The 12,093-nt window shown below is 33.1% G+C and carries 11 protein-coding genes; 7 read left to right on the top strand and 4 right to left on the bottom strand.

The features are described from left to right. Nucleotides 1–33: 33 nt before the first annotated feature. The gene (locus BLR17_RS14615; RefSeq protein WP_066329095.1) at nucleotides 34–1,827 is read right to left on the bottom strand and encodes an RDD family protein; all 1,794 of its coding nucleotides are present in this window, start codon (nucleotides 1,825–1,827) and stop codon (nucleotides 34–36) included. 270 nt (nucleotides 1,828–2,097) lie between these two features. Here BLR17_RS14615 and BLR17_RS14610 point away from each other — a divergent pair, with 270 nt between their 5' ends. From BLR17_RS14610 to BLR17_RS14580, 7 genes are all read left to right on the top strand, one after another. Then, complete coding sequence (locus tag BLR17_RS14610; protein WP_066329093.1) at nucleotides 2,098–3,006, top strand: hypothetical protein; 909 nt, start codon at nucleotides 2,098–2,100, stop codon at nucleotides 3,004–3,006. Between the two features lie 442 nt (nucleotides 3,007–3,448). Then, on the top strand, nucleotides 3,449–3,949 hold the full coding sequence (locus tag BLR17_RS14605; RefSeq protein WP_066329092.1) for an OsmC family protein: 501 nt from the start codon (nucleotides 3,449–3,451) through the stop codon (nucleotides 3,947–3,949). 75 nt (nucleotides 3,950–4,024) lie between these two features. Then, nucleotides 4,025–5,596: a S41 family peptidase gene (locus BLR17_RS14600; protein WP_066329091.1), complete on the top strand. Its 1,572-nt coding sequence runs from the start codon at nucleotides 4,025–4,027 to the stop codon at nucleotides 5,594–5,596. Nucleotides 5,597–5,718: 122 nt separating this feature from the next. Then, complete coding sequence (locus tag BLR17_RS14595; RefSeq protein ID WP_066329090.1) at nucleotides 5,719–6,141, top strand: DoxX family protein; 423 nt, start codon at nucleotides 5,719–5,721, stop codon at nucleotides 6,139–6,141. Nucleotides 6,142–6,563: 422 nt separating this feature from the next. Further along, the gene (locus BLR17_RS14590; RefSeq protein ID WP_066329089.1) at nucleotides 6,564–7,844 is read left to right on the top strand and encodes an alginate export family protein; all 1,281 of its coding nucleotides are present in this window, start codon (nucleotides 6,564–6,566) and stop codon (nucleotides 7,842–7,844) included. Nucleotides 7,845–8,008: 164 nt separating this feature from the next. Beyond that, nucleotides 8,009–8,359: a hypothetical protein gene (locus BLR17_RS14585; RefSeq protein WP_066329087.1), complete on the top strand. Its 351-nt coding sequence runs from the start codon at nucleotides 8,009–8,011 to the stop codon at nucleotides 8,357–8,359. Nucleotides 8,360–8,503: 144 nt separating this feature from the next. Beyond that, entirely contained in the window at nucleotides 8,504–9,616 is a 1,113-nt protein-coding gene (locus BLR17_RS14580) for an acyltransferase family protein (protein WP_066329086.1), read from the top strand. Nucleotides 9,617–9,694: 78 nt separating this feature from the next. On the opposite strand, the gene BLR17_RS14575 is transcribed toward BLR17_RS14580, so the two are convergent. From BLR17_RS14575 to miaE, 3 genes are all read right to left on the bottom strand, one after another. Further along, nucleotides 9,695–10,189, bottom strand: coding sequence for a GNAT family N-acetyltransferase (locus BLR17_RS14575; RefSeq protein ID WP_066329085.1), 495 nt, complete (start codon nucleotides 10,187–10,189; stop codon nucleotides 9,695–9,697). Between the two features lie 7 nt (nucleotides 10,190–10,196). Beyond that, complete coding sequence (locus BLR17_RS14570; protein ID WP_066329084.1) at nucleotides 10,197–11,237, bottom strand: GMP reductase; 1,041 nt, start codon at nucleotides 11,235–11,237, stop codon at nucleotides 10,197–10,199. A gap of 242 nt (nucleotides 11,238–11,479) precedes the next feature. Then, nucleotides 11,480–12,073 carry a MiaE family protein gene (miaE, locus tag BLR17_RS14565; RefSeq protein WP_066329082.1) on the bottom strand — a complete coding sequence of 198 codons (594 nt, stop codon included), beginning with the start codon at nucleotides 12,071–12,073 and terminating at the stop codon, nucleotides 11,480–11,482. Nucleotides 12,074–12,093: the final 20 nt, after the last annotated feature.

Genomic DNA, 12,093 nt, shown 5'->3' with positions numbered 1-12,093 from the left:
TTGTTTTATTGATAACTAAATTCTATTTAAAAATCACAAGGATTTAATAATAATTTCAGGATTTACATTATTAGCTAATATTTGATAATCGTAGATTTTTCCCAGAGAATCCTGAACAGAAATAGTAAAATCCGAATTATTAAGATTATCTCCTTTTCCTTTTAAATTTAAAACATAACTGTTAGAATCATTTTTTTTATTTGGAATTTGAATAGGTAGAATTGTTGAACTTTCAAGCCCCCACAAAACATCATCCTGATTGCTTTTTATCGCAATCAATTTTGATGAAATACCTAAATTACTAATACTAAAATTTAATTCTTTAACTACATTATTAGTTTCTGACCACCTTGCTTTTTCAATTTTAAGAATAGGTTTTCGTAATGCCAATACATTTATTATAAAATAATTTTTTTTGTCATTTAATAATTTAAAACCAAAACCCTCGGGATTAACAACTTCATGGTTTTCATTCATTTTCATTTCATCAACTGAAATAATTGCTTTCGACAAATTTTTCTTATTTACAGAAAAAGTTTCCAATTCATTTAAGAAATATTTGTCTTTATTAACAATAATTAATTCATCTTCCGGATAATTATAATCATTAGAATCAATCATATTAAAATACACTTTTTCTCCAATTATTCTATTGATTTTTAAAATATACTGTCCATAATCATTGGAATCATAATGGTGAATTATTATAATGTCTCCTATTTCAAGTTCGGAAAGTGCCTTCTTGTTGTGTTTTATTTTTTCTTCTAAAAGTTGTACTTGAAAATTCTCTTCATGTTTTTTTTCATAAAACCTAACTCCTAAATAAACCAAAAAAAATGAACCTGCAATTATAAAAAAATAACCTAAATATTTATTCCCTGAAACCCCTACTCTCTTTTCTTTAAATACTTCTGTAGCCGACCAATTATCCTGCAAATTATATCCAAACAAAAAAGTTATTGTATTAAATGGAATATTTCTAAAAGTAGTCTTTAAGAATATTTCTTTGAAATTTGTTGGTTCCCCGGAATAATCCATCACTCTGGTTTCTGTTAAAAACTTTGCCGGGCTTGCTTTAAAAACAAATTCGAAAAATATATAATAAATAAATCTAAATAGTAACAAATATAAAAGAGCAATAAAATTATTATTAGATGAATCACCTACAAATTGATTTGCCATCGTATTATTTTCTATTAGCGAACTATCTATTTGCTTCTGCATAAAAACCAAACTATTAACAGTACTAAATATTGAAGAATAAACAATTATCCATACCAAAGTATCAACTAAATAATTCAAAAATCGTTGACTTTTAGTTGCAACAGTATATTCCTTAGAGATATGCTCACCATAAACTTTTTCAGAAAAATCAAGTTCTTTATCTGAACTTAAATATTTGAGAATTCTAAAAGAAATAACGATTATAAAAATCTGAAATATGTAGTATAAAACCGAATGGATCCAATTAAAATTAGTATTAAACTCAGGGTGTAATGACCTAAATTCAGAAGTAAGATAAGAACTGTAAATCCAAATTGGAACAAACACTATTTTTGAAATCAAAATCACCGAAAAAATAAATCTTAATAGTCTTGTTTCTCTATATTTTGAAATCAAATAAACGATAATACCAACAATAAAAACGATATAAAAAAATAAGTTTATGATTCCTAAATTACTATATTCCTTCAATAACTCTGATCTATTAAAAGGGAAAACAGATAAAAAAGGTATTAAATCACGATATTTAAAAGAATCAATAAAAACACTTATTAATCCAAAAAAAGATAACAAAACTAAAATAATTGTAATTGTTTTTTTCATGTAGATTTTTTTTTACAAATGTATCTAAACATCTTTAAACCGACAATTAATTAGTATGAAATATCTTAAAAAAATATTTTGCATTTTACAAAAAAATTACACAAAACCTACTTCAACAAACAAATAGAAGCGTTTACAAGGCGGAAAAAACACTTTAAAAACCACACTACTGTAATTTGCAAATGCTGTAAAATAGCTTTTTTATTCCTATTTTCGTTCCCCGAAATACTCGTTTTTTAGAAAGAACAATTTACAGTAAAAAACAATACAATGAATAAATTTACGAGAGAGGTAGACAACGAAAATATATGGTTGTCTCAAAATAACCAAGCCGAATTTACTATTACGGATTATGGCGTAAAACCTATTGTTCTTGGTTCTGAAGCCGAGGTGGGTCAAGCCATGTTACAGGAACTATACAAAACCGCACAAGCTAAAGAAGGCGATATTAACATTGCACTACTGGGTGGCAGAGGGGCGCAGGAATTACACCGTTTACTGGGCGCCTTAGCTCAAACTTCAGAACAAGACGAATTATTAAGCAGGCTAAATGTGTTTACTCAGGATGCGTTAGCACCATTGGGTATGAAGAATTCTTTTAGTTTTGTCAGGGATTTTGAGCGTATTTTAGGTGATGCCTTTTTCAAAAAAATAAAAAGCTTTACACCTATGCAAACCGATACTCAGGATATCGAGTCGGCTTTGATTGCCTATTTGAATAAACTGGAAGAATTGGGTGGTTTGGATATCTTTTTTATTGGTCATGGCCCGGAAGAAAATGAGGCTTCTCACCTTGCCTATATCAAACCATTTTCGGGAGCAAAACCACAACATATTGCTGGTATTATCCCAATTTCCAGTAGTATTTTAGAGCACCACATCAGCAAGTTTAAAGCTGGTGGAAGCCTTGTAAATGAAAACGATGAAAAGGAATGCCGAGCGGCTCAATATATTTTGACTTTAGGACCGGCTGCTATTTTACAAGCCAAAAAGATTGTTCAGTCTGTAGTCGACGCCGATTCTGCTCCTGCTAAAGTTAAAACCTATGCTAACGTTCTGAACACAAAGCTCAGTTCAAACAAAGAAGAAGCTTTGGAACAATTGAATAGCAATCCGGGCTTATGGATACGATTACACCAAAATACGAAATCTTTTGTATTACCTAATTTAGGTTTGTAATAGCCAATAAACCACCCCGCCCGTTGGGCACCTCCCGAAATAAAATCGGGACAAGCTCTCCAGAGGAGGGGAAGTCACGTAATTTCCCCTCCTCTGGAGGGGTGTCTGAAAGACGGGGTGGCTTTTCTTTATTCAGGAGGTTAGCCGACAGCGCAGATTTACACCCGAGTGATGGCGAACTGACAAAGTAATCCCTACTTACAAAAAGAACAAACAACTTGTGAAGATCCTTCCTTCGTCAGGATGACAAGTTTGCGGTTAAAATTCTTTTAAAACAAAAACTGCCATACAAAAAAACTTAACAAAGTCAATCTTTCAGTACAATACCGTTTCCTTGATAATTTCTGGTTATTTCCTGATAATTTAAGTAAATTTGATAGACAACCGCAACACAACTCAACTTACGATTTAGAACTGATACTAACCCTTAAATGATTTTGTTATGGACGCTATCGAACTTAAAAACCTACAGACTCCCCTGAAAGAAAAATACAAAACCAACCCGGAATCGGCTTTGATTACTTTAAAAGCTCAGGGCAATATTGGAGAAGGAATTTCATGTAAAGTCGAAACCGGAAAAAGTATTGTAGAAGCGGGACTTCACCCGGCTACGGGAGGCACCGGACTTCAGGCCTGCTCAGGTGATTTGCTTTTGGAATCCTTAGTTGCCTGTGCCGGAGTTACCATGAATGCCGTAGCAACTGCCTTGGGTATCGAAATTAAAAATGCTGTCGTGAAAGCCGAAGGCGACTTAGATTTCAGAGGAACTTTAGGTGTTTCCAAGGAAGTAGCTGTTGGTTTTAAAAATATCCGTCTGAGTTTTACATTTGACACATCGGCAACTGCCGAACAAATTGAAAGTCTAACTAAACTCACCGAAAGATATTGTGTAGTGTACCAAACATTGCGTAATGGAGTAGCTATAGAAACCAAATACAACTAATTCCTGTAATAAAACAGGCATTGAAAGTTTTGTCGTATTTTCGTTTCAAAAAGCGGTAACCCCAAATTGATGTAAATGTTAACAATCCTTTTTTTAAAAAAAAGAATCCCTCAATTACTTTTAGCATTCTTCTTGGTACAATGCAGTACTATAAAAAAAGATAATGTCCGTTTACAGCAGTTGATTCCCGCGAATGCACTCCAAAAAGATGTGGATTTTGCCCATAAAAAACTTCAAAAGCTCCATCCTAATTTGGATTATTACATTAGCAAAGAAAATCTGAACAATCAATTTGACAGCGTAAAAAAAACTATCAACAAAGCTTTAACTCCACTGGAATTTTACAAAAAAATAAGTCCGGTAGTAGCTGCTGTAAAGCAAGGACATAGTTATGTGTTACCACCGCAAAAAGCATATACCAAGAGAGAAACCAAAAGCATTACTAAAAAAGGAATTGGTCCTTTTTCTCAATTCGATTTCACATATTACAATGACAAATTATATGTTGTCAGAAATAAATCCTATAATAAAGAGATTGCAGCCGGAACCGAAGTACTTTCGATAAACGGAATTAAACCTCAGGAACTTATTAATGAATACAGTCATTATTTTAGCTCAGACGGCTTTAATACTACTTTCAAAAAAGAATTAGCTGCCAAAAGATTTGTATCCTATTTTACCATTGAAAACGATATAAAAGACAGTTTACACTATGTTTTCAAATATAACGACAGCATAAAAAACATTACCATAAAAAGGTTCAAACTGGACAGTTTAGATCTAAAAACTAAAAAAATACGACAAAAAAAAGTCGTAATTGACAAAGCCAAACAAAGAATTTTAGAAAAGAAAAAAAGAATTAACGGCTTTGATAAGAACACGAATACTTTTATCCGGGAACTCCATTTTATATCCAAAGACAGTAGTATTGCATTACTAAAAATCAGAGGTTTTAAAGACGGTCGCTTTCGTAAATTTTACAAAATGTGTTTTGCTGAACTTCAGAAACGAAAAACAAAAACACTCATCATTGATTTAAGAAACAACGGCGGCGGACGTTTAAGTGAAATTGTTCATCTCTACTCCTACCTTGCCGATTCAAGTTCTATTTTCCTCAAAAAAACCGAAGTAGTTTCAAGAGCTAGTTTGTTTGAAGGTGTCTATTTTAACAAAGGAAATGCTGTTGTAAAAACGATTAAAACTCTCTTTTCACCTATTGTTTACAGTTATTTGCTTTTGACCGTCCATAAAGAAAAAGACGGCAAAAATTATTTTGATACCGAAACGAAACCGCAGCCTATTAATGAAAAAGCTTTTAAAGGAAAATTGTATGTCCTGATAAATGGTGGTAGTTTTTCGGCTTCGAGCATTTTATCTACTAATTTAAAAGGTTCTAAACGAGCCACATTTGTAGGGGAAGAAACTGGCGGTGACTATAATGGAACTGTCGCCGGATTTATGCCAATTGTAAAATTACCGCATTCAAAACTCAATCTCCGAATTGGGACTATGAATTTTACTCCTTTTTACCAAAGCCCTGTTCATGGTCGTGGAATTTTTCCTGATGTAACAATAATACCTACGTTGGAAGACCAAATTCGAGGTAATGACCCTGAACTAGATTGGATATTAAAACAACAACCGTAAATCTGCCTGAATTATTTTTTTTGATTTAAACCGCTGACTACCAATTTATTTTAACACCGCATTTGTTCTCTATTGTTTTAAAAATCACTAACTTAGTAGTACCAATTTAAACATACAGCAATATGAACAATGTAAAAGATTTAAATAAATGGGCCAATGCGCACAGTTATTTCACATTAGATTTGCTACGAATTGCACTTGGAGTGTTTTTATTCGTAAAAGGAGTTAAATTCATTACTAATATTCAATATTTAGTAGAATTGATATCTCCTATTGACAAAATTGGAGGAGGAATGTTCCTCGTTCATTACATTACTCCTGCCCACATGATTGGCGGAATAATGATTGCTTTTGGCTTGCTGACCCGTTGGGCTATTATTGCACAATTACCTATTTTAATGGGGGCAATTTTAGTTAATTTTATGGGAGAAATGCACACCGAAAATCTATTTTTAGCCTTAGGAATTTTGGCTATTTGTTTATTCTTTCTGGTTTACGGTAGCGGAAAACATTCTGCCGACTATTATTTCAAAATGTCACAATAAATAAAAAATCCGTAAAAGGGTTAAACAACTAAAGCCCAAGTTAATTAAATTCTATTCCGTTATAAAACTAAAGCTCGATGTCTATCGGGCTTTTTTTTTACTCCTTATTTAAAAAAATAATTTTTCTACGTATTTCATTCCTTTATTTTTAAGTAAAAAACCAATTTATAAGTACTATTTTCTAACTATTTTTAATCATTTATAATTATTACTTAGTATTCAACAAGAATATTAAATCATTGTTTTTAAATTAATTAATTTAAAAAACTGTTTTTACACATTTTTTTAATTGCTATAAGTAATAAAATATTAAGGTTTAAAAAACTAGTTTTTCTTGCGCTAGAAATAATATATAAGTAAAATTACGTAAGTATGTTTGCAGTATAATAATCTAACAAAAACAATTTTTTAAATCTACTATTATGAAATTACTTAAAACACTTTCTTTATCAGTAATTGGCCTTATAGGTACTGGAGCAATGGCTCAGGAATTCAGTTCTGATATCCAAATCAGACCCAGATATGAATACACAAACGGTTTTGGAACATTGTTAACCCCTACTACTGAACATACTTCATTTGTTGGGAATCGTTCAAGATTAAACCTTAATTACAAAGACGAAAAATTGACTGTAAAATTGGCTTTGCAAAATGTACGTACCTGGGGAGCTGTAAATCACTTGACAGGAAATCTTTCGAATTCAACAAACAATAGTTTTGTACTATTTGAAGGATGGGCACAATACAGCTTAACAGATAAATGGAGTACAAAAGTAGGTCGTCAAATTATTTCTTATGACAATCAAAGAATCTTTGGAGGATTAGATTGGGCAAATCAAGGTCGTAGCTTTGATGCCGCTTTAATTAAATTCAAGGGAGCTAAAAGCCAGTTAGATTTAGGATTTGCACTAAATTCTAGCAATGAAAATAAAACAGTTCCAAGCGCACCTACCTCAGTTTCTTTTGGAACAGATTTAGATTTTAAAGATTTTCAATATGCCTGGTATCACACTTCTATCAAAAAATTAGGCGTAAGTTTTTTAGCCTTAAACATAGGAAGAGAATATTTAAAAACTCCAACAGAAGCAGAAACAAATTACTACCAAACATTTGGTACTTATGCTAATTACGCCGGTAAAAAATTAAGTCTTGATTTCAGTTTCTACGGACAAACAGGGAAAATTGGAACTAGTCAGGTTTCAGCTTATGAAGCAGCTGCTAATTTAGGATATGCATTTTCTCCGAAATTGAAAGCTACTTTAGGATATGAATTTTTATCCGGAAAAGACCAGGGAACTTCCCCTACAATGGTTAAATCATTCAATCCAGTTTTTGGTACAAACCATGCTTTCAATGGTTATATGGACTATTTCTACGTAGGAAACCACGCAGGCTCTGTTGGATTACAAGATTTAACTTTAAAATTAGATTTCCCAATCAAAAAAGTAAATCTTTCTGTAGCTCCTCACGTATTCCACACTGCTAATAAATTAACAGCTACAAGTGATAAATACTTAGGAACGGAGGTAGATTTAACAGCAGTTTACAAAGCAAGCAAAGACATTACACTAACTGCAGGATATTCTCAAATGTTTGCTACTAACACAATGGTTGCTTTAAAAGGTGGTTTAGATGATACTACTAACAACTGGGCTTATTTAATGGTAAATATCAATCCACAAATATTCTCTGCAAAAAAATAATGCGAATATTTTCTTAAAAGTTACACTCTTATAGGAACGGAGTGAACAACAACACTTAAATTATTTTTACAAAAAAATCGAAGTCTCAAAACTTCGATTTTTTTTTATGCCTTTCCGTATGAAATTAGTAATCTTGCAGTAAATTTTTATAAAAACCTAAAAGAATGAACATCGAAGACGTAATAGGTCATTTTGAAATTATAGGAAGCAATCAGGATGCCGAAGACGATAGTTACAAAGGCACACTATCATTAAGCTTAGACAGGAATAAAAGAATCAAAGCGAGATGGTTTATTAACAACGAACAACTACAAACCGGCAGCGGATTTTTTAGAGATAATATCCTGGTGATTAATTTTAAATACCAGGGCGAAGATGATAAAATCTTCAAAGGTGTAGTAGTTTATCGTTGCTTGTCTAAGGATCTACTGGATGGATTTTGGTCCGAAAAACATGGAAATCCATTGTATTTAGGCAAAGAACGTGCTTTCAGAATTACAAATCCTTCAAATTAATTTTTTAAATTTTATCCATAACACAACCACAACCCTCTATCAAACATCTGTTTTCCAATCCAATAGCAATACTCGACAAGCTGCAGAAAACATTGCATGATATATCAAAAAACGTATCTTTGAAATTCATTGTAAAAATTTAAAATGGACATAACTTTAACCCCAACCAAACCACATTATAAAATTTTAGATGGATTAAGAGGCGTAGCTGCATTAATGGTTGTTGCCTTTCATATATTTGAAGCTAACGCAACGAGCCATCTTGACCAAATCATTAATCATGGTTACCTTGCTGTAGACTTTTTCTTTTTACTTTCCGGTTTCGTTATCGGCTATGCTTATGACGATCGTTGGAAAAATATAACCATCGGAAACTTTTTTAAGAAACGATTAATCCGATTGCAACCAATGGTAATTCTGGGAATGATTATAGGAGCAATTTGTTTCTATTTTCAGGATTCCGTACTTTGGCCAACAATCCACGAAGTACCTCTTTGGAAAATGTTATTCATTATGGTAATTGGATTTACTTTAATTCCGGTTCCTGTTTCAATGGACATCAGGGGTTGGTCAGAAATGCATCCGCTTAATGGTCCGGGCTGGTCGTTATTCTTCGAGTATATTGCTAATATTCTCTATGCACTATTCGTTCGGAAATTTTCTAAAAAATTACTTTCAATTCTCGTTTTTATTTCTGCATTAGCATTAATTCACTTAGCTTTAACGGGATCCAAAGGTGATATTATCGGCGGTTGGTCCCTTGACCAGGAACAACTACATATTGGCTTTTGCAGAGTGATGTATCCATTCTTTGCGGGCTTATTACTTTTCAGAGTAGCTAAGTTAACTCAAATAAAAAATGCCTTCCTTATATGCAGCATTTTATTAATTCTTACCTTTTCATGGCCAAGAATTGGCGGTGAGGAAAATCTATGGATGAATGGACTTTACGATGCATTAATTGTAATATTTATTTTCCCACTGATTGTGTTTTTAGGTGCCAGTGGCAAAATAGAAGGTCCATTTTCTTCCAAAATTTGTAACTTTTTTGGAGATATCTCCTATCCCATTTACATTACACATTATCCTTTAATTTATATTTACACCGGTTGGGTTGCTACAAATAAAGTCAGCTTGGAAGATGCCCTGCCTTATGGAATATTGACATTTGTTTCAAGTATTGTTCTTGCATACGCTTGTTTGAAACTATATGATGAACCAATTAGAAAATGGCTGAAAAACAAATTCGACCAATAAATCATTAGAAAATCATACTTTTTGAGCTCGTTTAATACTTTTAAACGGGCTTTTTTTTACTATTATAAAATTCCTAAATCAAATCCCTTTCTCCATTATATAATCCTCCATCAAATAGCCGTGATCTAATTCAATATCAATTTCCTCAATAATTTTGAAACCTAATTTTTGATAAAAAGTTAGCGCTTTATTGAAACGATTTACATTTAACAAAAGACTCTCAGATTCATTTTCAACAGCTAATTTTTCGATGGCATCAATTAACAGCTTCCCAATTCCTTTTCCCTGCGTTTCAGGCAGAATATAAATTTTATGGATTTTGGTACTATTCTTATTTTGATAATGATGTTCAAAAGAAGCAAAACCTAAAACCGTATTCTCTTCTTTAGCTAATATAAACTGATGTCCACTTTCAATATTCTTCAGTAAGGCAGCATCCGAATAAAAAGTCTCCAACATATAACTCAATTGTGCCTCGGATAAAATTTCGCCATAAGTAAGCGGCCAGGTTTTATGGGCTATTTCGGTAATTGTTTTTAAATCGGCTGTGGTTGCTTTAACAATATGTATCATTATTAAATTATTCAGTAAAAATTCTGTTTTCCTGTTCGCTTACGCGAATAAAAGTTGTTCGCTTGGTCAATTCCTTTAATCGGGAAGCACCCACATAAGTACAGCTGCTGCGCAAACCGCCTAAAATATCCAAAACCGTATCGGTAACATTACCTTTAAAAGGGATTTTGACTGTTTTACCTTCGCTGGCTCTGTATTCGGCAACGCCTCCTACGTGTTTGTTCATTGCCGTGGCAGAACTCATGCCGTAAAACTGCTTGTATTTTTTGCCGTTCATTTCCAGTAACTCTCCTCCGCTTTCATTATGTCCGGCAAGCATTCCGCCTAACATCACAAAATCAGAACCAGCACCAAAAGCTTTGGCAATATCGCCCGGAGTCGTGCAGCCTCCATCACTAATGATATGTCCGCCCAAACCGTGAGCAGCATCGGCACATTCAATAATGGCTGAAAGTTGTGGATAACCCACACCTGTTTTTATTCGGGTGGTACAAACCGAACCCGGACCAATACCCACTTTTATAATATCGGCTCCGGCCAGGAGTAATTCTTCGACCATTTCGCCTGTAACCACATTTCCTGCAATAATTACTTTATCAGGAAACTGTTTCCGGGTTTGTTTTAAAAAGTTAACAAATTGCTCCGAATAACCATTAGCCACATCAATGCAAATGAATTTCAATAAAGGATTGGCGGAAATGATTTCGATTACTTTTTTAAAATCTTCTTTTCCCGTTCCGGTACTCACCGCTATATAATCATAGAAATCAACAGCAACATTTTCAAGAAATGCATTCCATTCTGCAACCGAATAATGCTTATGAATGGCTGTAAACAACTTGTGTTTGGCTAATTCCTTCGCCATTTCAAAAGTTCCTACCGTATCCATATTAGCTGCCATAATTGGAATTCCATTCCACTTAGCAGTACTATGCAAAAACTTAAATTCCCTGTCTAAAGAAACCTCTGCTCTGCTTTTCAAGGTAGAACGTTTAGGTCGAATCATTACATCTTTAAAGCCTAATTTTAAATCGGTTTCTATTCGCATAATTATCACTTTTTAATCGGTTATTGGAAAATAACTTTTGTTATTCCTAAAAGTAATGAATTTTATACGAGAATTATGCAACAAAAAAAGAGACTTATCAACTACATATTAACCAAGAATTACGCAAAGATTCACTAAGATGCCACAGAGATGCTCCAAGATTTTTAATTTGATAATTTTCAACTTTACCCAGGATTACAAACTGTCTGTGTTCTGAAATCTAAAATCTGAAATCTAAAACACTAACCGTGAATGGTTTCGTTTTTTCCGTAATTAGAGATAATAGATTCTTCAAATTCCAACCATTCTCTCCAACGTTTTTCTACATCAATTCCTTCGCCATATTTTCGGGCATAAGTGATAAAAGTAGTATAATGACCTGCTTCGCTTTCCATCAATTCCCTGTAAAAAACAGCTAATTCTTCATCCTGAATATTTTCAGAAAGTACTTTGAAACGCTCGCAACTTCTGGCTTCAATCATTGCCGAAAAAAGCAATCTTTCAACCAAACCCGAAACACGACTTCCGTCAACACTTCTTTTCATATATTGGTACAATTCGTTTACATAATCGTCTTTGCGCTCACGGCCTAACTTTAAACCACGCTTGATAATAATATTGTGTACCTGATCAAAATGATCAATTTCTTCTTTGGCTAAAGCCAGTAAATCCTTTACCAAATCCTGATATTCCGAATTATTGATAATAATCGTAATGGCATTGGTAGCCGCTTTTTGTTCGCACCAGGCATGATCAGTCAGGATTTCTTCTATATTTTTCTCTACAATATTTACCCATCTTGGGTCTGTAGGCAATTGTAATCGTAATACGCCCATTTTTTTAAGTCTTAAAGTTT

Source organism: Flavobacterium glycines (assembly GCF_900100165.1).
Classification (GTDB): domain Bacteria; phylum Bacteroidota; class Bacteroidia; order Flavobacteriales; family Flavobacteriaceae; genus Flavobacterium; species Flavobacterium glycines.
Note: the sequence above shows the minus strand (reverse complement) of the source record. Positions and strands in the feature narration are given on the sequence as shown.

Excerpts from the sequence above, each read along its gene's own strand:
- BLR17_RS14610 (WP_066329093.1), top strand. The coding sequence starts at position 2,098 with ATGAATAAATTTACGAGAGAGGTAGACAACGAAAATATATGGTTGTCT.
- miaE (WP_066329082.1), bottom strand. The coding sequence starts at position 12,073 with ATGGGCGTATTACGATTACAATTGCCTACAGACCCAAGATGGGTAAAT.
- BLR17_RS14575 (WP_066329085.1), bottom strand. The coding sequence starts at position 10,189 with ATGATACATATTGTTAAAGCAACCACAGCCGATTTAAAAACAATTACC.
- BLR17_RS14590 (WP_066329089.1), top strand. The coding sequence starts at position 6,564 with ATGAAATTACTTAAAACACTTTCTTTATCAGTAATTGGCCTTATAGGT.
- BLR17_RS14605 (WP_066329092.1), top strand. The coding sequence starts at position 3,449 with ATGGACGCTATCGAACTTAAAAACCTACAGACTCCCCTGAAAGAAAAA.
- BLR17_RS14600 (WP_066329091.1), top strand. The coding sequence starts at position 4,025 with ATGTTAACAATCCTTTTTTTAAAAAAAAGAATCCCTCAATTACTTTTA.
- BLR17_RS14585 (WP_066329087.1), top strand. The coding sequence starts at position 8,009 with ATGAACATCGAAGACGTAATAGGTCATTTTGAAATTATAGGAAGCAAT.
- BLR17_RS14615 (WP_066329095.1), bottom strand. The coding sequence starts at position 1,827 with ATGAAAAAAACAATTACAATTATTTTAGTTTTGTTATCTTTTTTTGGA.
- BLR17_RS14595 (WP_066329090.1), top strand. The coding sequence starts at position 5,719 with ATGAACAATGTAAAAGATTTAAATAAATGGGCCAATGCGCACAGTTAT.
- BLR17_RS14570 (WP_066329084.1), bottom strand. The coding sequence starts at position 11,237 with ATGCGAATAGAAACCGATTTAAAATTAGGCTTTAAAGATGTAATGATT.
- BLR17_RS14580 (WP_066329086.1), top strand. The coding sequence starts at position 8,504 with ATGGACATAACTTTAACCCCAACCAAACCACATTATAAAATTTTAGAT.